Annotated in this window: 19 protein-coding genes; 15 read left to right on the top strand and 4 right to left on the bottom strand. The window is 56.3% G+C overall.

Annotation, left to right across the window (positions count from 1 at the left end; all coding sequences use genetic code 11):
* The first annotated feature begins 21 nt into the window (after positions 1 to 21).
* Positions 22 to 1,062 carry an NADPH-dependent curcumin/dihydrocurcumin reductase gene (curA, locus tag FU672_RS00685; protein WP_148241768.1) on the top strand — a complete coding sequence of 347 codons (1,041 nt, stop codon included), beginning with the start codon at positions 22 to 24 and terminating at the stop codon, positions 1,060 to 1,062.
* A gap of 254 nt (positions 1,063 to 1,316) precedes the next feature.
* Positions 1,317 to 1,985, top strand: a complete 669-nt coding sequence (locus FU672_RS00680; RefSeq protein ID WP_148241767.1) for a GntR family transcriptional regulator — start codon at positions 1,317 to 1,319, stop codon at positions 1,983 to 1,985.
* 119 nt (positions 1,986 to 2,104) lie between these two features.
* Here FU672_RS00680 and pqqU read toward each other — a convergent pair whose 3' ends face one another.
* On the bottom strand, positions 2,105 to 4,219 hold the full coding sequence (gene pqqU, locus FU672_RS00675) for a TonB-dependent receptor PqqU (RefSeq protein ID WP_148241766.1): 2,115 nt from the start codon (positions 4,217 to 4,219) through the stop codon (positions 2,105 to 2,107).
* Positions 4,220 to 4,461: 242 nt separating this feature from the next.
* Between pqqU and yncE the strand changes: the two genes are divergently transcribed.
* Complete coding sequence (gene yncE, locus FU672_RS00670; RefSeq protein ID WP_148241765.1) at positions 4,462 to 5,523, top strand: 7-bladed beta-propeller protein YncE; 1,062 nt, start codon at positions 4,462 to 4,464, stop codon at positions 5,521 to 5,523.
* 92 nt (positions 5,524 to 5,615) lie between these two features.
* On the opposite strand, the gene ansP is transcribed toward yncE, so the two are convergent.
* Both ansP and FU672_RS00660 read right to left on the bottom strand, forming a co-directional pair.
* Complete coding sequence (gene ansP / locus FU672_RS00665; RefSeq protein WP_148241764.1) at positions 5,616 to 7,112, bottom strand: L-asparagine permease; 1,497 nt, start codon at positions 7,110 to 7,112, stop codon at positions 5,616 to 5,618.
* Positions 7,113 to 7,416: 304 nt separating this feature from the next.
* The gene (locus FU672_RS00660) at positions 7,417 to 8,331 is read right to left on the bottom strand and encodes a LysR family transcriptional regulator (RefSeq protein ID WP_148241763.1); all 915 of its coding nucleotides are present in this window, start codon (positions 8,329 to 8,331) and stop codon (positions 7,417 to 7,419) included.
* Between the two features lie 112 nt (positions 8,332 to 8,443).
* On the opposite strand from FU672_RS00660, the gene FU672_RS00655 reads away from it, so the two are divergent.
* Positions 8,444 to 8,842 (top strand): (R)-mandelonitrile lyase, encoded by a 399-nt coding sequence (locus FU672_RS00655; protein ID WP_148241762.1) that lies wholly within the window; start codon positions 8,444 to 8,446, stop codon positions 8,840 to 8,842.
* On the opposite strand, the gene FU672_RS00650 is transcribed toward FU672_RS00655, so the two are convergent.
* On the bottom strand, positions 8,839 to 10,374 hold the full coding sequence (locus FU672_RS00650; RefSeq protein WP_148241761.1) for a methyl-accepting chemotaxis protein: 1,536 nt from the start codon (positions 10,372 to 10,374) through the stop codon (positions 8,839 to 8,841). The genes FU672_RS00655 and FU672_RS00650 overlap by 4 nt on opposite strands.
* A 537-nt stretch (positions 10,375 to 10,911) precedes the next feature.
* On the opposite strand from FU672_RS00650, the gene FU672_RS00640 reads away from it, so the two are divergent.
* The 11 genes from FU672_RS00640 (at position 10,912) to FU672_RS00590 (ending at position 20,540) form a co-directional block, all read left to right on the top strand.
* Positions 10,912 to 11,913: an LLM class flavin-dependent oxidoreductase gene (locus tag FU672_RS00640; RefSeq protein ID WP_148241760.1), complete on the top strand. Its 1,002-nt coding sequence runs from the start codon at positions 10,912 to 10,914 to the stop codon at positions 11,911 to 11,913.
* On the top strand, positions 11,910 to 13,031 hold the full coding sequence (locus tag FU672_RS00635) for a M20 peptidase aminoacylase family protein (RefSeq protein ID WP_148241759.1): 1,122 nt from the start codon (positions 11,910 to 11,912) through the stop codon (positions 13,029 to 13,031). The genes FU672_RS00640 and FU672_RS00635 overlap by 4 nt, the downstream gene beginning before the upstream one ends.
* 16 nt (positions 13,032 to 13,047) lie before the next feature.
* Positions 13,048 to 14,364: an LLM class flavin-dependent oxidoreductase gene (locus tag FU672_RS25525; RefSeq protein ID WP_148241758.1), complete on the top strand. Its 1,317-nt coding sequence runs from the start codon at positions 13,048 to 13,050 to the stop codon at positions 14,362 to 14,364.
* A gap of 14 nt (positions 14,365 to 14,378) precedes the next feature.
* Positions 14,379 to 15,311, top strand: coding sequence for an ABC transporter substrate-binding protein (locus FU672_RS25520; RefSeq protein WP_063142668.1), 933 nt, complete (start codon positions 14,379 to 14,381; stop codon positions 15,309 to 15,311).
* A 9-nt stretch (positions 15,312 to 15,320) separates the two neighbouring features.
* Complete coding sequence (locus FU672_RS00620; protein WP_148241757.1) at positions 15,321 to 15,830, top strand: GNAT family N-acetyltransferase; 510 nt, start codon at positions 15,321 to 15,323, stop codon at positions 15,828 to 15,830.
* A gap of 9 nt (positions 15,831 to 15,839) precedes the next feature.
* On the top strand, positions 15,840 to 16,766 hold the full coding sequence (locus FU672_RS00615; protein WP_148241756.1) for an amino acid ABC transporter permease: 927 nt from the start codon (positions 15,840 to 15,842) through the stop codon (positions 16,764 to 16,766).
* Positions 16,750 to 17,523: an amino acid ABC transporter ATP-binding protein gene (locus FU672_RS00610; protein WP_148241755.1), complete on the top strand. Its 774-nt coding sequence runs from the start codon at positions 16,750 to 16,752 to the stop codon at positions 17,521 to 17,523. The genes FU672_RS00615 and FU672_RS00610 overlap by 17 nt, the downstream gene beginning before the upstream one ends.
* A gap of 9 nt (positions 17,524 to 17,532) precedes the next feature.
* A complete protein-coding gene (locus FU672_RS00605; RefSeq protein WP_187360765.1) occupies positions 17,533 to 18,420 on the top strand; it encodes an ABC transporter substrate-binding protein in 888 nt (295 codons plus the stop codon).
* 41 nt (positions 18,421 to 18,461) lie between these two features.
* Complete coding sequence (locus tag FU672_RS00600; protein WP_148241754.1) at positions 18,462 to 19,079, top strand: glutathione S-transferase family protein; 618 nt, start codon at positions 18,462 to 18,464, stop codon at positions 19,077 to 19,079.
* Positions 19,080 to 19,116: 37 nt separating this feature from the next.
* Complete coding sequence (pptA, locus tag FU672_RS00595) at positions 19,117 to 19,347, top strand: tautomerase PptA (RefSeq protein ID WP_023335848.1); 231 nt, start codon at positions 19,117 to 19,119, stop codon at positions 19,345 to 19,347.
* Between the two features lie 191 nt (positions 19,348 to 19,538).
* On the top strand, positions 19,539 to 20,540 hold the full coding sequence (locus tag FU672_RS00590; protein ID WP_148241753.1) for a Kdo(2)-lipid IV(A) acyltransferase: 1,002 nt from the start codon (positions 19,539 to 19,541) through the stop codon (positions 20,538 to 20,540).
* The last annotated feature ends 13 nt before the right edge of the window (positions 20,541 to 20,553 follow it).

Here is a 20,553-nt window from a genome sequence, read left to right as displayed (position 1 = left end):
TTGTACCAGAAGGAGATCCCGATGAATCAACCTGTTTCGCAAAATCGCCGCTGGGTACTGGCCTCTCGTCCGCAGGGTGCGCCGGTCGCGGAAAATTTTCGTCTGGAAACGCAGCCTGTTCCAGCACCCGTTGAGGGGCAGCTTTTGCTGCGTACCGTCTGGCTGTCGCTGGACCCTTACATGCGAGGGCGCATGAGCGATGCGCCATCCTATTCACCTCCGGTCGAGCTGGGCGCGGTGATGGTGGGGGGAACGGTCAGCCGCGTTGAGCAATCCCGTCACCCCGATTTCAAACCGGGTGAGTGGGTTCTGGGCTACAGCGGCTGGCAGGAGTATGAGCTCTCAGACGGCAGCGGCCTGGTGAAACTGGGCGAAAATCCGTCTCATCCTTCCTGGGCGCTGGGTATTCTGGGCATGCCAGGCTTTACCGCCTATATGGGATTGCTGGATATCGGGCAACCAAAAGCGGGTGAAACGCTGGTGGTCGCCGCGGCAACAGGCCCGGTTGGCGCGACCGTCGGACAGATCGGTAAAATCAAAGGTTGCCGGGTGGTCGGCGTCGCCGGTGGTGCAGAAAAATGCCGCCATGCCGTTGAGGTTCTCGGGTTTGACCAGTGTCTCGATCATCACGCGGCCGATTTTGCCGAACAGCTGAAACACGCCTGCCCGAACGGGATTGATGTCTATTATGAAAACGTCGGTGGGAAAGTGTTTGACGCCGTGCTGCCGTTACTCAATACCTCCGCACGCGTGCCGGTGTGCGGCCTGGTGAGCGGCTATAATGCGACGGGCTTGCCCGAAGGGCCGGATCGCCTGCCGCTCCTGATGGCGACCATCCTGAAGAAACGCATTCGTATGCAGGGCTTTATCATCGGCCAGGACTACGGGCACCGCATTAAGGAGTTCCAGGACGCGATGGGACGCTGGGTGCAGGAGGGCAAAATTCACTATCGTGAACAGGTAACAGACGGGCTGGAGAACGCGCCTGAGACGCTAATTGGCCTGCTTGAAGGGCGTAACTTCGGCAAAGTCGTGATTCGCGTCGCGAGTGACAATAAATAAACAGCACTATGGCGGGGTTTCCCGCCATATTTATTTGTGAAGATACGATATATTGTCTTTAATTAATGGACATGGCATTTCGCGCCCACATCCCGGATGGGCCCGAAGTCGATAAAAAACAAACTTGGCTTTTTTTGATGTTTTTACGTACTTCCCATCACCAGGCATGACGATACAGGATATATCGGACCAGCGTCGTTTTATTAAAACTGGCGTTTAAAAATAGCATTAAGTTTTAGCTACAGGAATTGAACATGCTTGATTTGGATCACTTAGAAAAAGCCCAAAGGGTCAGTCTTACCATGCAAGTTGAACTCAGTTTGAAAGGAGCGTTAATTACAGGCTCCCTCAAACCTGGGGCACGACTGATTACGAAAGAGATCGCCGATAAATTAGGAACCAGTATTACCCCGGTTCGCGAGGCGCTTTTGCGCCTGGTGTCATCCGGGGCGTTACACGCCACGCCCGCGCAGGCATTTCTGGTTCCGGAGGTAACGCTGGAGCGTTATAACGAGATTAACGCCATCAGAAAACAGCTTGAGCCGATGGCGGTCGCCGCAGCATGCCAGAATATGTCAGAAGGCAAGCTGGAGGTATTGCGCAAAATGTCAGAGGCATTCCATGAGGCCATGTGCAACGGAAACGTTCAGCAGGCGCTTCATGCGAATCGCGTCTTCCGCTTCACGCTTTATCAGTATGCGGAAATGCCGACCCTTAATGCCTTAATTGAACAACTCTGGGTGCGCATCGGGCCCTGTATGAACTATCTTCACCAGGAGCTTAACGACATCAAAGCGTCGACATATCACTATGACGAACTCCTTTCCGCCCTTGAGCGAAGAGATGTTGCTGCCTGCCAGAAGGCGATTGATAAGGTGATTGATGAAGCGAATTTGCTTTTACAGCGACAATATTTTAACTAAGAGATTATTTAACAGAGCGACTATATACCGCACCTAATTATTTATCTGGTGAATAACTCCTGATGGCAATAAGCCATCAGGAGGGTTATTTCATTAATAAAATAAACTTTTCTTTTTGCTTACTCGAAGCGATAAGAGACCGACAGTCCGACCCCGTAGTTACGGCCTGGAGCAGGTTCGTAATAACGACCGTTGGACTCGTTGACAATAACCGAGCCAACGTATTCTTTGTCAAACAGGTTATCGACGCGGCCAAAGACGTCCATGCCCCAGTTGCCATAGTTGAATTTATACCCGGTGTTAAGCCCGACTACCGTATACGACGGCGCTTTCGCCGTGTTCTCGTCGTCGGCCATGATATCGCTCATGTAGCGCACGTCAGAACCCGCGTACCAGCCTTCCTCCGGCTGCCAGCCAAACGAGGCGTAGCCCATGTTGCGGGCGATACCCGGCATACGATTACCGTTACAGTCTGCGTCGCCGCAAACGTTGGTGCGGTAGGTGGCGTCCAGGTATGTCCACGCCAGCTTCAGCTTCCAGTTTTCAGCAAACTGCTGGTCAAGGGAAACTTCTGCACCCTGACGACGGGTTTTTCCGGCATTTTTATAGCTGGTACGTCCGCCAGAGCTGGCATCCACCACAATCTCATCATCCGTATCGGTGCGGAACAGCGCTGCTGTCAGCAGGCCATTGCCGACGCGGGTTTTGCTGCCCACTTCGTACGTGTTGTTCGTGGACGGCTGAAGGCCAAAGTTGAGTCCGCCCTTGTCATCTGAACGATAGGAGAGTTCGTTGATGGTTGGCGTTTCGAATCCACGTCCTGCCGCAGCGTAGAGATTCCAGGCGTCCGTCACCGCATACTTCACAGAGCCCGCCGGGAGCCACTTGTGGTAGCTCGCGTCACCGCTATCATCGCCGTTGCCTGGCGTAACGTAATGGTCGTTGGAATCAAACCAGACCGAGCTGTAGCGTACCCCCGCATCCACTGACAGTTTCTGCGTCAGCTGCCAGCTGCTTTGCAGATAAGGATCGACGTTCCACATCAGGTTACGTTCGTTTCGACGCTTGTCACCCTTCACGCCGTAATCCGGCACGCCGTTGTCCATGACGAAGTTTTCGTATCCGCGACGATCTTCGCTCAGGTTTTCGTAGTTCAGGCCGGTGGTAAACGTCACCGGCACCAGCAGCTCGCCACGGTGCGTCCAGCGGGTATCAATGCCCTGATAATGACGCTGCATATCGATCACCCCGCCGGAGTGGGAAGGTTTGAGCTGCGGCTGATACGGAATCGACTGGTACTGCGTCATTTCACGCTCACCGGCGTACATCATCACGCTGAGATCGTCCTGCGTGCTGAGCTGGCGGTCGTAGCGCAGACCGGCCTGGGTCTGTTTGATGGTCTTACGGGTGTTGTACTGATCGCCACGCGGAGACTGACGCGGATTATTCTGCCACTCCTGATAGCTCAGCCCGCCCGGATCGTTGGCTTTCATGTCCACGCTGTTGAAAATCAGCGTCAGCTTGCTGACATCATCAATACGCACGCCCAGCTTTGCATTGGCCAGATTCTTCCGCGCACCGCTGTGGTCACGGTAGCCTTTGGTGGTGAAGCGGGTGGTGGAAACGGTGTAATCCACATCGCCCGCATGGGTGCCGTCACCCATCGCACCGGTGGCTTTCATGCCGTAGCGCCAGGTACCGTAACTACCGTAATAGCTGCTGGCTTCAATGGTCGGTGGCTGCCGCCCGGTCTGAGTGTTGATGTTAATCACGCCGCCAGAGGCGTTGCCGTACAGGGCTGAGAAGGGGCCGCGCAGCACTTCAACGCTCTCCACGCTGGAGAGATCGATGTTGGAGGTCTGGCCCTGTCCGTCCGGCATGGTGGCAGGGATACCGTCGACATACATACGGATACCGCGCACGCCAAACGTTGAGCGGGCGCCAAATCCACGCATCGAAAGCTGGAGATCCTGAGCATAGTTCTGGCGGTTCTGAATTTGCAGTCCCGGGACGCTGCCGAGGGATTCAGACAGGTTGATGCGAGGCGCGGCCTGGCGCATGTCATCGCCATTGACGACGCTAACCGCGGCCGGGGTATCCAGTTCCGATACGGTTTGCGGCGTGGCGCTGACGATCATGGTCTGTTCCTCCGCGCTCATTGCGGTTAGCGGCGCGAAAATAACGGGAACCAGCAGCAGCGGGAGAGAGGCCTTACGGGCAGAAATGATTTTCATGAATAAAACCGGTTGTGGTGTCTAAACGAACCAAATGGAACATGTCCATACATGTTAAAGGTTTTGTAAATGTTTTGAAAACTATAACCGCACATTGCGTTAATGAAAGACAAGACGTGAAAGAAAAACTCCACATTCAGTTGATTAATGATTACTATTCTCATTATCAAAAGGCAATGCCATGACGTTGCCTGCCGGAAGTGATGTCAGCGGAAACCTCTCTTTTCAGAAAAGGAATTGTTATGTCTTTACGTCATCTGTGCTCGCCGCGTCTGAGTATGTCACTGCTGTCTGCCTCTTTACTGCTTGCCGGGACGTTCCAGGTACATGCCGCCGAAGAGGTGCTGCGTAAAGCGGTGGGCAAAGGGGCGTATGAAATGGCAGTTAGCCAGCAGGAGAATGCGCTGTGGGTGGCGACCTCGCAAAGCCGCAAAACCGATAAGGGCGGGGTTATCTATCGCCTTGACCCGGTCACGTTGGACGTGACGCAGGCGATTCATAGCGATCTCAAACCCTTTGGCGCCACTCTCGACAGCGCGACGCAAACCCTGTGGTTTGGCAACACCATTAACGGCGCGGTGACGGCCATTGATGCGAAAACGGGCGACGTGAAAGGGCGTCTGGTGCTCGATAATCGCCAGCGCAGTGAAACCGTCAAACCGCTGCAGCCGCGCCAGCTGGTGGCGGATGACGCGAGCAACACGATTTATATCACCGGTGTCGGCAAAGAGAGCGTGATTTGGGTGGTGGATGGCGCAACGCTGAAGCTGAAAGAGACGATTGCCAATGCAGGTACCTTTAGCACCGGCCTGGCGCTGGATGCACAGGCGAAACGCCTCTATACCACGAATGCGGACGGTGAGCTGGTGACGATTGATACGGCCACGAACAAAATCCTGAGCCGTAAAAAGGTGCAGGATGACGGGAAAGAGCACTTCTACCTGAATCTGAGCCTCGACATTGCCGGTCAGCGTGCGTTCCTGACCGATTCAAAACAGCCGGAAGTGCTGGTGGTGAGCCTGAAGGACGGCAGCGTGATCGAGAAAATCACCGCGCCGGAGTCCCTGGCGGTCCTGTTTAACCCGGCCCGCAATGAAGCCTATGTGACGCACCGTGAAGCCGGTAAGGTGAGCGTGATTGACGCGAAGTCTTATAAGGTCACAAAAACTTTCGACACGCCGGTATACCCGAACAGCCTGGCGCTCTCTGCGGATGGCAAAACCCTGTACGTGACGGTGAAACAAAAATCGACTCGCCAGCAGGAAGCCGCTCAGCCTGACGATGTGATTCGTATCGCGCTGTAAGGTGGGAATTGCCCGGTGGCGCTGCGCTTACCGGGCCTACAAAACCATGAGATGTAGGCCGGGTAAGGCGAAGCCGCCACCCGGCTTTTTTATTAACGCGAGGTTTCTTCTACCAGCGGTGCGTCGTGTTTTTCATCATCAGGATGAACCGGCGCGGTGCTGTGAATTTCGTGAACACGTTTACGCACGCCAAACCAGCCGGCAATCAGCAGCACGGCCAGCAGCGGAATGGTCGCGATGGTGTAGGTACCGTTCGGATAATCGAACGCCATCAGCACCAGCACGCTGAACAGGAAGAGCAGGGTGAGCCAGGAGGTCACCGGGGCGCCCGGCATCTTGAAGCTCACGTCAGCCGCTTTGCCTTCCTTGATCGCTTTACGCAGACGCATCTGGCAGACCACGATAAACGCCCAGGACGCGATAATACCCAGCGCGGCAACGTTCAGAACGATCTCGAAGACGCGGGACGGAACCAGATAGTTCAGGAACACGCCGAAGACGTAGACCACCAGCGTCGCCAGAATACCGGCGTACGGCACGTGCTGCTTGCTCATTTTTGACATGAACTTCGGTGCAGAGCCGCCCATCGACATGGAGCGCAGGATACGTCCGGTAGAGTAAAGGCCGGAGTTCAGGCTGGAGAGCGCCGCCGTCAGGACCACGATGTTCATGATACTGCCAACGTAAGGTACGCCCAGCTTAGAGAAGAAGGTCACAAATGGACTCTGACCCGCCTGATAGGCGTTCCACGGGAGCAGCAGAACCAGCAGCACCACGGAACCGACGTAGAACAGACCGATACGCCAGATCACGCTGTTGATGGCTTTTGGCACCATCGTCTGCGGATCTTTACATTCACCTGCTGCGGTGCCTACCAGTTCGATAGAGGCGAAGGCGAACACGACGCCCTGAACCAGTACCAGCGCAGGCAGCAGACCGTGCGGGAAGAATCCGCCGTTATCGGTTATCAGGTGGAAGCCGGTGGCATTGCCATCCAGCGGTTTACCGCTGCCGAGGAAGACGGTACCCACAACCAGGAAAATCACAATGGCCAGCACTTTTACCAGCGCAAACCAGAACTCCATCTCCGCGAACCACTTCACGCCGATCATGTTCATGGTGCCGACAATGGCCAGCGCGCCAAGCGCAAAGACCCACTGCGGCACATCGCCAAACGCGCCCCAGTAGTGCATATACAGCGCAACGGCGGTGATATCGACAATACCGGTCATCGCCCAGTTGACGAAGTACATCCAGCCCGCAACGTAGGCCGCTTTTTCACCGAGGAATTCACGGGCATAAGAGACGAAGCTTCCGCTGGAAGGGCGATGCAGTACCAGTTCGCCCAGAGCACGAAGAATGAAGAAAGAGAAGATCCCGCACACCAGATAGACCAGGGCGAGAGCCGGGCCAGCCATTTGCAGACGCGCACCAGCACCTAAAAACAGACCCGTTCCGATAGCGCCGCCGATGGCGATCATTTGAACCTGACGGTTGCCCATCGCTTTGTGGTAGCCCTCTTCGTGGGAGTTCAACCAGCGACGTTTAGCAGCATGATGATCGGCTGCGCTTTTATTGCTTGTTTTCATTGAGTTACCTGTTTGCCTGTCTGAACCATTATCGTGATAGTCCTGCCTGCCAGAGAGCAATACAAACGATTGCTTCTGCGCAAACACATGTCGCCTTCCCAGTCATTCTGCGTATGGATAAGGCGAAACATGGCGAGGCATCCTACCTGCAATTCATAAGCGACGCAAAATATAACCGTGCCGAAAGTGATGCACGTCGAAGGAAATCGTGTGGTCAGAGCAGACGGCGATCACAACACGCTGAATCATGATGAGTTTTTAGACAAAACAGTCGGTAGGTTGATTATTTAATCATCAGATTTTCTTAATTATTACCAGGTGGTAAAGATTTTGATTGCTTCAGAGCATCTAACAGTAACCTGAACGCGGTAGTGTGCTGGCGACGGCTCGGATAATAAAGGTGATACCCCTCGAAAGTAGGGCACCACGATTCAAGGACCCTGACCAGCCGTCCGTCACTCAGCGCCCCCAGAACCGACGTCTCCGGCACGTAGGCTAATCCGAGGCCATTCTCAGCGGCGTCGATGCGCTGCGACAGGTTGCTCAGCGTAAGCTGCCCCTCAACCCGCACGCGAAGCTCGCGTCCGTCGCGTTCAAATTCCCAGTGATACAATCCCCCTCGCGTGGGCAGGCGCATATTGATGCAGCGGTGGTCAGCGAGCTGCTCCGGCGTCTGCGGCACGCCAAAGCGTGCCAGATAATCCGTGGAACCGACCACGGCCATGCGCATATCCGGTGCGATCCGTACCGCAATCATATCTTTTGCCACCTGTTCACCCAGGCGTACTCCCGCGTCGAAACGGCCATCCACGATATCCGTCAGGCCGTTATCTACCGTCACTTCAACGTTAATCTCAGGATACTGCACCATAAACGCCTTCAGTACCGGCCAGAGCACGACGTCCATCGCATGCTCCCCGGCGACGATGCGGATAGAGCCTGCAGGTTTGTCGCGCGCACTACGAAGCGCCGTGAGCTCCTGTTCAATCTCCAGCAAATGTGGGCTTAAGCGCGTAAAGAGCTGCTCACCCGCCTGGGTGGGAACAACGCTGCGGGTTGTGCGGGTTAAAAGGCGAACGTCGAGTCGCGCTTCAAGCTTGCGCATGGCATGACTCAGCGCCGATTGCGAGACGCCCAGCTGCGCCGCGGCGCGCGTAAAGCTGCGCTCGCGGGCGACTACCATAAAAGAGAGCAGGTCGTTGAAATTATCTTTTAGCATCGCGATTGCCTCTATTTATGAATTTCAGTCATGTTTCCTATCTGATTATGCACGCTAATGCTCCGGATTGCTTTGCGCTACTGTTAACGCAACAGTAAACGAGGAGCATAAGATGAAAATTATCCGCAGCGGTTCATTACCTTCAGCAAAGGGACCGGAAGCCTGGTTCACCGGCACCGTCCGCATTGACGCGCCATTCCAGGCGGGCGAACCTGCCAGCGTCGGCGGGGCAACCGTGACCTTTGAGCCGGGCGCGCGCACCGCGTGGCATACGCATCCCCTTGGACAAACGCTGATTGTGACGCAGGGGCGTGGCTGGTTACAGGAGTGGGGCAAAGCGGCGGAAATATTGAATCAGGGCGATATCGCCTGGATCCCACCCGGCGTAAAGCACTGGCACGGCGCAAGTGCGCAAACGGCGATGACGCATATTGCCATCGCCGAATCCGTTAACAGCAGCCCGGTAGCGTGGCTGGAAAAAGTCACCGACGAGCAGTACCCGAACGGCTAACCGCCAAAAACGGCAATCGCCTGTTGCAAACGCGTCGTGCGCTGCGTCAGGTGATTCGCGGCGTGAGTGACGTTATCCACCATCCCCGTATTGTTGTGGGTCATTGCACCGATACGGGAGATAGAAGCGTTGATGAGCGTCAGCGCCTGGGTTTGCTCCTGTGTGGCGTGACCGATCTCCTTAATCAGGGAGGAGACTTGCAGCACATTTTCGATCATGACCGTCAGCTGCGTTTCGGTTTGTTCCACCTTTTCCACGCCAGCATTGACGCTGGCGACGTTTTTCTCAATCAGCGCTTTGATCTCTTTCGCCGCCGTCGCGGAGTGCTGCGCAAGATTGCGCACCTCGGCCGCCACCACGGCAAAACCGCGCCCGGCTTCGCCAGCGCGCGCCGCTTCCACGGCAGCATTCAGCGCAAGAATGTTGGTCTGGAAGGCAATACGATCGATAACGCTGATAATATCGACGATCTGGCTGTTATCCTGCGACACGGATTGCATCATACCGATGGTCTCTTTCATCATCGCTTCGCCGCAGTGGGCGCTGTCGCGGGTGCGATCCGCCATCTCCGTGGCTTCTTTCGCGGTTTCTGCCGTCTGCTTCACCGCGCTGGCGATCTCTTCCACCGCAGACGCGGTTTGCTGCAGAAAGTCTGCGGTCTCTTCTGAACGCGTCTGCAGCGCTGCACCTTCTTTCGCCACCTGCTGGCTGATGGTGCCAATCCCGCTGATTTGCGCCCCGACATCGTCAACCAGCGAATTCAGGTTCAAACCTGATTGATTCACCAGGCGCATCATCAGCCCGATGTCATCGATCCTGTCAAAATGGTAGTAGTTCGTTTTACGTCCTGAAACCACGCGCTGCATCTGTTGCACAATGGATTTAACCGGTCGGGCGATCTGTGCATGAAGATAACAGGCGAGGGCTGCAAACAGCAGCATCAGACTACCGGCCTGAACGCGACTATCAGGGAATAAATATATCGCCAGGCAGGAGAGTAACGCTGTCGTCGCAATACCCAGATGGATTCGTTTACTGGTGCTGAGACGTTTAAAGAGCGACATAAACGAAAATAAACCGCGCCGAACCAGTAACCCTTTATAAAAGCGGTAATGTTTTAATTCGTTATTACGCACTTTTGCGTACAGTTTTTCACTGGCCGCGATCTCTTCCCGTGCGGCTATATTCCGCACGGAAATATAGCCCGTCAGGGATCCACCCTGCCAGACCGGCGTCACGTTAGCCCGCACCCAGTAGTGATCGCCATTATGACGACGGTTCTTCACCAGCCCCGTCCAGGTCTCACCTTGCTGCAGGGTAAACCACATGTCGCCAAACGCTTCGGCAGGCATGTCGGGATGGCGGATGAGGTTGTGCGGCTCACCCAGAAGATGTTCTTCTTTATATCCGCTGGCTTCAATAAAAGCGGAATTAGCATAGGTAATATGACTTTTTGTATCGGTGGTCGACATTAACGTCGAACCATCGTTAAGCAAATACTCGTTTTGTGTAACGGGATTGTTACGCCTCATGAGTAACTCCATGATGATGTGCAAGAATAAAGAAATGCCCTGAAAACGTTCAGGTAAGATTAATGTGATTATTTTTATAACTGCCTGCTGTCTATTCTCTCTGAAATTAAGATTATTCGGAATAGCCCTGTTCATTATTTTTAAATTATTAATTCTATCGAATGTAATAAAAATGAAAATATTTTCAGGGGCGTTTTTGGGTGGCGCTGCAAATAAATGACATAAGCCAAATTGAAAGGGGGAGATCGTCTCCCCGGAAAAATTGCCATGCTGAAATAGCGTTTCGTTCACAGGGCGAAAACGTTTGGTTTCCGGCGCGCATTCTTCAGCAGAGAGTCCATTCTCATCTGGACACATTCGTTTTGTCCGCATTACTCGCCGCGGGCAGGCGGAAACGCTGATTACCGCCTTAAAGACTTATTCTTAGCGTGGTTTTATATATCTGATTTCCGGCAAACTAAATGTAAATTAATTGTTTCTCAGTGGTGAAATGCGCCTTTAATAATGTCGACATGTTAAGTCAAACGAGAACGCAACATGTCATGGCGAATCAGCATTCTGGATAAAAGCCACATCGCTGAAAACGAAACGGCTGCCGATGCACTGGCGCGTACCCTGGCGCTGGCGCAGCAGGCAGAAAATCTGGGCTATCACCGCTTCTGGATTGCCGAACACCACAACACTCCCCATCTTGCCAGCCCCTCGCCGGAGCTGCTGATTGCCTGGATCCTCGGGCAAACAACGCGCATCCGCGTCGGATCCGGCGGCGTGATGCTCCAGCATTACAGCCCTTATAAAGTCGCCGAGAATTTCAACGTGCTGGCGGCGCTGGCGCCTGGCCGTGTGGATCTCGGCGTCGGGAAAGCCCCCGGCGGGTTGCCGCTCTCAACTCGCGCGCTGCAGCAGGGCCTGAATCAAGAGGAAAAGGGCAGCTTCGCCGAACAGCTGGCCCAGCTCGATCGCTGGATCCGTCCTGAACATCCGTCAACTGAGGACGCCGTCCGCGCCACGCCTCTGCCGCCGTCGCCTGCAGAACGTTTTTTGCTGGGTGCGAGTACCGAAAGCGCGCTGCTGGCCGCCGGGCTCGGCTGGCACTTTGTTTTTGCCGCGCATCTGAACGGTGACCCGGAACTGCTGCGCGAGGTGGTATCGACCTGGCGTAAGAGCAGCACGCGGGACGTGATAGTGGCGGTACAGGCGATTGTCGCGCAGACGCAAGCCGAGGCAGAAGCCCTGGCGCAAAAGGTCGAAGTGTGGGGCGTCGAGCTGGCAAACGGCCAGCGTGTCACCGTGGCCAGCGAAGAGCAGGCCTACGCCTTTGCGCGTCAGGCGGGCAGCGAGCCGGTACGCATTGCACGTCGGGCGCAGTCGCTGCTGGCGGGTACGGCTGAGTCGGTCCTGGAACAGCTCGACGCGCTGCACCAGCAGTGGGGCATTGACGAATTTATCATCGACACGCCGGTAGCGGAGGGAGCAACGCGCGTCGCGTCGCTGCGTTTGCTTGCCGAGGCGCGTCTTAACAGGGAGGTCACCGTATGAGCTTTGGCGAACAGCTGATTGCCTGGCGTCGCGAGCTGCACCAGAACCCGGAGCTTTCCGGCCAGGAAGTGGAGACCACAACGCGCCTGCGCCAGTGGCTGACGAATGCCGGGATTACCCCGCAGCCTTACGACCTGTCTACCGGACTGGTGGCGGAAATCGGCTCGGGCAACAAACTGATTGCGCTGCGGGCAGATATCGATGCCCTGCCGATTGAAGAGCGCAGCGGCGTGCCGTTTAGCTCGCAGCGTGCAGGCGTAATGCATGCCTGCGGACACGATATCCACACCAGCGTGATCCTCGGCGCCGCGTTGAAGCTGAAAGAGCGGGAAGCGTCGCTTAACGGCCGGGTGCGGATCCTGTTTCAGCCTGCCGAAGAGAACTTTGGCGGTGCGAAGAGCATGGTGCGGGCCGGTGCCCTGCGTGACGTCAGCGCCATCTTCGGCATGCATAACGAACCCGGCCTGCCGGTCGGTGAGTTCGCCACCCGCGGCGGACCGTTTTATGCCAATGTCGATCGCTTCGTGATCCGCATTACCGGTAAGGGCGCGCACGCCGCACGTCCGCACGAAGGCAACGACGCCATTGTGCTGGCGAGCCAGCTGGTGACGGCGCTGCAAAGCGTCGCCAGCCGCAACGTCAACACGCTGGATTCGGTGGTGCTGAGCGTGACGCGCATTGCAGGCGGTAACACCTGGAACGTGCTGCCGGAAAGCGTCGAGCTGGAAGGCACGTTGCGCACCCACCGCATGGAAGTGCAGCAGAATGTGAAAGCCCGCGTGGGCGAAATCGCTGCCGGGTTTGCCAGCGCCTTTAGCGCGCAGATTGACATTACCTGGTATGCCGGGCCCACCGCGCTGGTGAATGACGAACGCTGGGCCGATTTCGCCACCTCGGTCGCCCGGGACGCCGGATATGAAACCCGGCACGCCGAGCTGCATATGGGCGGGGAAGATTTCGCGGTCTATCTGCAGCAGATCCCGGGGGCGTTTGTCAGCATCGGCAGCAACAGCCCGTATGGTTTACATCATCCGGCCTTCAATCCGGATGAAGCCTTAATCGAGCCCGCTGCCCGCTATTTTGCACAGCTTGCGGAAAAAGCCCTGCAACACGTTTAATTCTTAAGAGGTGAATATGTCTGCACATCGTCAACTGCGGCTGGGGACCATTTTGCATGGTGCATCCGGAAATATGTCCGCCTGGCGTCACCCTGAGGCCGTCGCCGATGCCAGTATCAATTTTGATTTCGTCAAAGCGACGGCGTTAAAGGCGGAGGAGGGCAAACTCGATTTTCTATTCGTTGCCGACGGTCTCTATATCAACGAGAAATCGATCCCGCATTTTTTAAATCGCTTTGAACCGCTGACGGTGTTATCCGCTCTCGCCAGCATCACCTCGCGCCTGGGGCTGGTGGGAACCTTATCCACCTCCTACAGCGAGCCTTTCACCACGGCGCGCCAGTTCGCCAGCCTCGACCACCTGAGCAACGGACGCGCGGGCTGGAACGTGGTGACCTCGCCGCTGGAAGGGTCAGCGAAGAACTTTTCTCGCGAAAAACACCCCGAGCATGCGCTGCGTTACCGGATTGCGGATGAGTATCTCGACGTGGTGAAAGGGCTGTGGGATTCCTGGGAAGGCGACGCGTTTATCCGCAACAAAGAGAGCGGTCAGTTTTTTGACCCGGCCAAACTGCACGCGCTGGATCACCACGGTGACTTCTTCCAGGTCGCCGGGCCGCTGAATATTGGTCGAACGCCACAAGGACGACCGATTGTCTTTCAGGCGGGCGCGTCGGATGACGGGAAAAAGCTGGCGGCAAAACATGCCGACGCCATTTTTACTCATCACGAAACGCTCGATGAGGCAAAAGCCTTTTACCTCGACGTGAAGCAGCAGCTGGAAACAAACGGACGCCGCGCGTCAGATTTACATATTTTCCAGGGCGTCAGCGTGATTGTGGGTAAAGACGCCGATGACGTGGAAAACCAGTATCAAACCACGGCGGCGCTGGTGTCGATTAACGATGCCCTCAACTACCTCGGGCGTTATTTTGAACATCACGATTTCGGTCAGTATCCGCTCGACGAGCCGTTCCCGGATATCGGCGACTTAGGCAAAAACAGCTTCCGCAGCACCACCGATGAAATCAAGCGAAATGCCCGCGAGCGCAACTTAACCCTGCGTCAGGTAGCGCTTGAAGCCGCTTCGCCGCGCCCGCGCTTTGCCGGTACGCCGGAAGAGGTGGCAGACGGTCTGCAGGCCTGGTTTGAAGGCTATGCCGCAGACGGCTTCATCATTCAGGGCGGTACGCCGGACACCTTCCCGCGCTTTGTTGACCAGGTGGTGCCTGTTTTACAGGCGCGCGGCCTGTTCCGCACCGACTATCCGGGCACCACGCTGCGCGAAAGTCTGGGCTTAGACGAACCTAAAAACCAGTTCACACAACAATAAAAGAGAACACCGCTATGCAGAAAACATCGCTTATTCTGGCGCTCGCGCTGGCCTTTACCCCTGCCGTCTGGGCAGAGAATGTGAATATTAACGGCACCGGTGTGAGCATCGAGGCCAATAAAACGCCGGTTAATACCGTCAAAAATGGAGAAGCGGTGGCACAGCTGCCGAAAGATTATCGCTTCGCCGTGCCGGGGAAATTTACCGTTGCGGTGGCGGGCCTCAATCAACCTCCGCTGACGGTGTTTTCCGATGACAACAAAACGCTGCTGGGAAGTGAAGTGGACGTCGCCCGTCTGGTCGCTGACAGCCTGGGGCTGGAGCTGAACGTGGTGCCGACCTCCTGGGAAGACTGGCCGCTGGGCGTGGCCTCCGGGAAATATGATGCCGCCATTAGCAACATCACCGTCACCAAAGAGCGTAAAGAGAAGTTTGACTTTGCCACCTACCGTAAAGATTCCCTCGGGTTCTACGTGAAATCAACCAGCCCGATCAAGTCGCTTGAGAAGGCTGAGGACATCGCCGGGCTGCGGATTATCGTCGGCTCCGGCACCAACCAGGAGGCCATTCTGCTGGCATGGAACGCCGAAAACCTGAAGAAGGGGCTGAAGCCCTTTACTCCGATCTACACCAAAGACGATGCGGCACAAACGCTGGCGCTGCAGTCCGGACGCGCGGATGCGTACTTTGGTCCGAACGTGATCGGCGCGTGGAAAGCGGCGCTGAACGGGAAAACCAAACTGGTGGGTAGCGTCGACGGCGGCTGGCCGAAGGCGGCGCACATCGCGGTGACGCTGAAAAAAGGCAGCGGGCTGGTTGAGCCGGTGCAAACCGCGCTGAACGGCGTGATCAAAAACGGTGACTACGACAAAGTGCTGAATCGCTGGGGGGAAGGGGTTGAGCGCATTCCTCAGTCAGAAGTGAACCCGGCTGGCCTGGGCGATTAAGGAGGCGTGATGAGCGAACGATTTCGTGATGTTTCACCGGAAGATGCCGAGCTTCAGCCCATCATTGAGGGGCTGTTCGGTGAATATGCCGCCCGCTATGGCGACTACTTCTCTAAAGACGCGGAAGTGGAACTCACCGAGTGGTATTTGGCGCCGCAGGGGCTGTTTATCGTGCTGGAGCGCGACGGGAAGATTATCGCTACCGGCGCGTACAAACCTTTCGACGAACGCACCGCGGAAATCAAACGCATCTGGACGGACAAAACCCTGCGTCAGCAGGGGCTTGCCGGACGCGTGGTGCAGGAGCTTGAGCGCAGGGCGGTGCTGGCAGGATATGGCCAAATCTACCTGACAACCGGTTTTCGCCAGCCGGAAGCGGTCAGGCTCTATCTCAGCCAGGGCTACCAGCCGCAGTTCGATCTGAACCGCGATCCGGAAGAGTACAGCCAGCCGCCGTTTGACGGTCGGCTGCGCTTCACTAAAACGCTGGTACGCGAAGCGTTCAGTAAAACCGCATGAGGAACGACGATGAGCAACGTTGAAACCATTAAGGTGGTCCCGGCGCGTTATCCGCTGCGGACCGTCGGCGCCGCGGTGGCGCTGTTTGTCCTGGCGGTCGTGATTCAGTCCGTGGCCTTTAACCCGCGCTGGGAGTGGGCGGTGTTCGCCCGCTGGTTCTTTGACCCGGTGATCCTTGAAGGTGTCGGCCAGACCTTGCTGCTGACGCTGATCGGTACCGCGCTGAGCGTGGTGATTGGCGGCATGCTGGCGCTGGCGAGACTCTCGTCTTCCTGGCTATTGAGCAGCCTGGCGTGGGCCTACATCTGGCTGTTTCGGTCGCTGCCGCTGATTGTGGTGCTGATCGTTCTCTATAACTTTTCCTATCTCTACGACACGCTCTCTCTCGGCGTGCCGTTCACCGGCATCACCTGGGGCAGCTTTGAAACCATCAACGTGCTGGGGCAGTTCTCTACCGCCGTGGTGGGACTAACCCTGGTGCAGAGCGCCTATACCGCCGAGATCATTCGCGGCGGATTCCTCGGGGTCGACCACGGGCAGTACGAGGCCGCCGCCGCGCTCGGTCTGCCAGCCTGGCGCCGCACGGTGCGCATCATTTTGCCTCAGGCGCTGCGTACCATTCTGCCGTCGGGGTTCAATGAAATCATCAGCCTCGCCAAGGGCACGGCGATGGTGTATGTCCTGGCGATGCCGGAGCTGTTCTATACCATCCAGATGATCTACAACCGCACGCAGGAGGTGATCCCGCTGCTGATGGTCGGTGCCGCCTGGTACCTGGCGATCACCACCGTCCTGTCCGCTATCCAGTATGGCGTCGAGCGCGCGCTTGCCCGCAGCGAACGCCGCTCTGCCGTTAATCAGAACCGTGCCACCCGTCGTACCCGTTCTGTCACCACCACGCCAGCACAGGAGCCCGTCCATGCAAGCCTCTCCTGAAGGACATATTTTGATTACCGGCGTCAGCAAGTATTTTGGCCGCCATAAAGCGCTCGACAACGTTTCGCTTGAGATCCCGCCCGGGTCCGTGACGGTCATCCTCGGGCCGTCCGGCTCCGGTAAATCGACGCTGCTGCGCACCATTAATCACCTGGAGCGCGTCGACGAAGGCTTTATTCAGATTGACGGAGATTACATTGGCTATCGTCGTCAGGGCGATAAGCTCTATGAACTAAAGGAGAAGGAGATCCTCAAACAGCGCGTCAACGTGGGCTATGTGTTCCAGAACTTCAATCTCTTCCCCCATCTCACGGTGCTGGAAAACCTGATAGAGGCGCCCATCGCGCATAAAAAGTTCAGCAAAAAAGAGGCGGTGGAAAGGGCGTACAGCCTGCTGGACGTGGTTGGGCTGCGGGATAAAGCTGATGCCTGGTCACGTCATCTTTCTGGCGGGCAACAGCAGCGTATTGCCATTGCCCGCGCGCTGGCGTTACGTCCTCGGGTGATGCTGTTTGATGAGCCCACCTCGGCGCTGGATCCGGAGCTGGTGGGGGAAGTGCTGGATGTGATCAAAAAACTGGCCCGGTCCGGCACCACGCTGGTGGTGGTGACCCACGAGATCGGCTTTGCCCGGGAAGTGGCGGATCAGGTGGTGTTTATGGTCGACGGAAAAATTGTCGAGCAGGGAAGCAGTGACGAGGTATTAAACCGTCCGTCACATGCGCGAACGCGTCAGTTCCTCTCCAAAGTCTTGTAAGGAGTGCCAATGAAATATGGACTTCTGGCGGGGCTGATCGTCACGACGGTGAGCCACGCCAGCATTGATTTGAAAGCCAACGAGCAGCCGCTGCCGGTGACGGTGGATCGGCAGGCCGTGGCGAAGATCCCCGCCAATTACACATTCGTTGAGCCGGGTACACTGACGGTCGCCATCTCAATGCTGAACTCCCCGCCGCTGGCGCTGCTGGCCAGCGATAACCGTACGCGCATCGGCAGCGATCCGGATATCGCCCGCCTGCTGGCGGGCAGCCTGGGGCTAAAGCTGAAGCTGGTGCCGACGGCGTGGGAAGACTGGCCGCTGGGGATCGCCTCCGGGCGTTACGACGTGGCGCTGGTGAACATTGCGGTGACCGAACAGCGTAAAGAGAAGTTTGATTTTGCGACCTACCGCGTCGATTCGCTGGCGTTTTCGGTGAAATCCACCAGCGAGATCCAGTCAATCAAAAGCGCGGAAGATCTGGCAGGGAAAAAGGTGATTGTCGGCTCCGGTACGAATCAGGAGCGCATTCTGCTGGGCTGGAACGAAGAGAACAAAAAGGCGGGGCGGACGCCTGCGCTGCCGGTCTATCTCCACGACGATGCCTCGGGCAATCTCTATATTCAGTCCGGCAGGGCGGATGTGTTCTTTGGTCCTCAGTCGGTTTCAGCCTACAAAGCGGCGCTCACCGGCAAAACCCGCGTCGTGGGGTTAGGCCCGAAGAAGGCGTTTGTTGCCACGACCACTAAAAAGGGTAATGAGCTGGTGTACGCGTTGCAGGCCGCGCTGGACGGTGCGATTAAGCGGGGAGATTACCAGAAGGTACTGGCGCGCTGGGGCGAGCAGGGGGAAGCGGTGGCGCAATCGGAGGTCAACCCGCCTGGGATAACCTACTAATGGTGCTCTACACTTAGGGTTTTCATCCCTGAGGGGGCAACATGATTAAACTCTATGGCGTACCCGGCTGGGGCTCGGCAATCGGTGAAGTGATGCTAACCCTGGCTGATATCCCTTATCAATTTATCAACGTGGACGGGTTTGACCAGCCCGGTCCGCAGCGTGAGCTGCTGCAAAAGCTCAACCCGCTGTGTCAGGTACCCACGCTGGAGCTGGAAAATGGCGCCATCATGACCGAAACGGCGGCGATTGCCCTGATGGTGCTCGACAGATGTCCCGATCTCGCTCCGCCCGTGGGACAGGCCGAACGCCAGCAGTTTCAGCGTCTGCTGATCTGGTTTGTGGCCAACGTCTACCCCACTTTTACGTATGCGGACTATCCCGAACGCTGGGTGCCGGATGCGCCGGAACAGCTGCAGAAAAACTGCATCGAATACCGGAAGTCCCTTTATTTGTGGTTCGACACTCAGCTCAAGGCCGCCCCGTTTGCGTTGGGTGAACGGCTGACGCTGCTGGATGTGTATATCGCGGTGGCGCGAACCTGGGGGCCTCGTCATGACTGGTTTGCGACCAATACGCCGAGGCTTACGGCTATTGCGGACACCGTATGTCAGCTGCCGGAACTGCACAAGGTGTTAAAGGCCAACGGTATTATCTGATAACGTGGAGTCCTGACTCACAACTGGAAGCCTGCATATGCCACACGTAGATATCAAATGTTTTCCCCGCGATTTGAACGACGAACAAAAAACTGCACTGGCCGAGGATATTGCTGAGGTCATTATTCGCCATTTCAACAGCAAAGACAGCTCGGTGTCCGTAGCGTTGAATCAGGTGAACCAGGAGGACTGGAAAGCGCAGGTCTGGGATACCGAAATAGGACCGAAGCTGGACGAGTTAATCAAAAAGCCAGGCTATTCAATGTAAGCGCATTCGCCGGGGGGATCTCTTCTCCCCGGTTTTTCCCGTCTCGTCTTCCCGCTTTTCGCAAAAATCGATAAAAATGCGTTTTATCTTATCCGTTACACTTTACGTTTCTGGCTGACATCTCATCAATCCTCAGGAAAGATCTCCTGCAGAATCAGTTAAGGACAGACACGTTAAAGGATAATTTTCTCATGACAAAATTACCCCGTTTTTCACTCGCCTTTCTTCATCCCCGTTACTGGCTAAGCTGGACCGGCATTGCCGCACTGTGGCTTATCATGCTGCTCCCTTATCCGCTGTTGTTCAGAATCGGTCATGGCCTTGGTCGACTGGCGATGCGCCTGCTTCCACGCCGCGTCGAGATTGCCCGCCGCAACCTGGAGCTCTGTTTTCCGGAAATGAAAAAGGATGAACGCGAGTCATTGCTGCAGCGTAATTTTGAATCGGTAGGAATGGGGGTGATCGAAACCGGGATTGCATGGTTCTGGCCTGCATGGCGGGTGCGGAAATGCTTTACCGTGACGGGTTATGAGCACATGGAAAAGGCCATGGCGCAAGGAAAGGGCGTGGTGCTGGTGGGGATGCATTTTCTGACGCTTGAGCTGGGCGCACGGATATTTGGCATGCTTAACCCCGGTATTGGGGTGTACCGTCCCAACAATAATGCCCTGCTGGACTGGCTTCAGACGCGCGGACGCCTGCGCTCAAATAAAACCATGCTCGATCGCCATGATTTAAAGGGCATGATCCGCTCCCTGAAGCAGAATGAGATTTTGTGGTACGCCCCGGACCATGACTATGGCAAAAGCAATAGCGTCTTTGTGCCGTTTTTTGCGGTTCCGGATGCCGCCACGACCGCTGGAAGCTATATGCTGGTCAAAAGCGCGAAGCCTGCCGTCATTCCCTTTGTGCCGCGCCGCAGGGCGGATGGCACCGGTTACGAACTGATCATTCTGGAGGATATCAGCGAGGCGTTGCTGGGGGGAGATAAAGAATCTGTTGCGACGCAGATGAACAGGGCGATTGAGCAAGCGGTACGGATGGCGCCAGAACAGTATATGTGGCTGCACCGGCGCTTCAAAACGCGTCCTGAAGGTCAGCCTGACCGGTATGCCCGCCGCAAGAGCGTGGCATCACGGGCAGATATTCTGTCCGCCGCCGATCTTTCAGACCAGTCGGGCGTCCCGCACTAAGGCAGCAATCCTG

It is taken from the genome of Enterobacter asburiae (assembly GCF_008080435.1).
GTDB classification, from domain to species: domain Bacteria; phylum Pseudomonadota; class Gammaproteobacteria; order Enterobacterales; family Enterobacteriaceae; genus Enterobacter; species Enterobacter asburiae_C.
The sequence above is the reverse complement of the archived record's forward strand: the minus strand, read 5'-3'. Positions and strand labels throughout refer to the sequence as shown.

Coding starts and splice junctions, on each gene's coding strand:
- curA (WP_148241768.1), top strand. CDS start 22: ATGAATCAACCTGTTTCGCAAAATCGCCGCTGGGTACTGGCCTCTCGT.
- FU672_RS00680 (WP_148241767.1), top strand. CDS start 1,317: ATGCTTGATTTGGATCACTTAGAAAAAGCCCAAAGGGTCAGTCTTACC.
- pqqU (WP_148241766.1), bottom strand. CDS start 4,219: ATGAAAATCATTTCTGCCCGTAAGGCCTCTCTCCCGCTGCTGCTGGTT.
- yncE (WP_148241765.1), top strand. CDS start 4,462: ATGTCTTTACGTCATCTGTGCTCGCCGCGTCTGAGTATGTCACTGCTG.
- ansP (WP_148241764.1), bottom strand. CDS start 7,112: ATGAAAACAAGCAATAAAAGCGCAGCCGATCATCATGCTGCTAAACGT.
- FU672_RS00660 (WP_148241763.1), bottom strand. CDS start 8,331: ATGCTAAAAGATAATTTCAACGACCTGCTCTCTTTTATGGTAGTCGCC.
- FU672_RS00655 (WP_148241762.1), top strand. CDS start 8,444: ATGAAAATTATCCGCAGCGGTTCATTACCTTCAGCAAAGGGACCGGAA.
- FU672_RS00650 (WP_148241761.1), bottom strand. CDS start 10,374: ATGAGGCGTAACAATCCCGTTACACAAAACGAGTATTTGCTTAACGAT.
- FU672_RS00640 (WP_148241760.1), top strand. CDS start 10,912: ATGTCATGGCGAATCAGCATTCTGGATAAAAGCCACATCGCTGAAAAC.
- FU672_RS00635 (WP_148241759.1), top strand. CDS start 11,910: ATGAGCTTTGGCGAACAGCTGATTGCCTGGCGTCGCGAGCTGCACCAG.
- FU672_RS25525 (WP_148241758.1), top strand. CDS start 13,048: ATGTCTGCACATCGTCAACTGCGGCTGGGGACCATTTTGCATGGTGCA.
- FU672_RS25520 (WP_063142668.1), top strand. CDS start 14,379: ATGCAGAAAACATCGCTTATTCTGGCGCTCGCGCTGGCCTTTACCCCT.
- FU672_RS00620 (WP_148241757.1), top strand. CDS start 15,321: ATGAGCGAACGATTTCGTGATGTTTCACCGGAAGATGCCGAGCTTCAG.
- FU672_RS00615 (WP_148241756.1), top strand. CDS start 15,840: ATGAGCAACGTTGAAACCATTAAGGTGGTCCCGGCGCGTTATCCGCTG.
- FU672_RS00610 (WP_148241755.1), top strand. CDS start 16,750: ATGCAAGCCTCTCCTGAAGGACATATTTTGATTACCGGCGTCAGCAAG.
- FU672_RS00605 (WP_187360765.1), top strand. CDS start 17,533: ATGAAATATGGACTTCTGGCGGGGCTGATCGTCACGACGGTGAGCCAC.
- FU672_RS00600 (WP_148241754.1), top strand. CDS start 18,462: ATGATTAAACTCTATGGCGTACCCGGCTGGGGCTCGGCAATCGGTGAA.
- pptA (WP_023335848.1), top strand. CDS start 19,117: ATGCCACACGTAGATATCAAATGTTTTCCCCGCGATTTGAACGACGAA.
- FU672_RS00590 (WP_148241753.1), top strand. CDS start 19,539: ATGACAAAATTACCCCGTTTTTCACTCGCCTTTCTTCATCCCCGTTAC.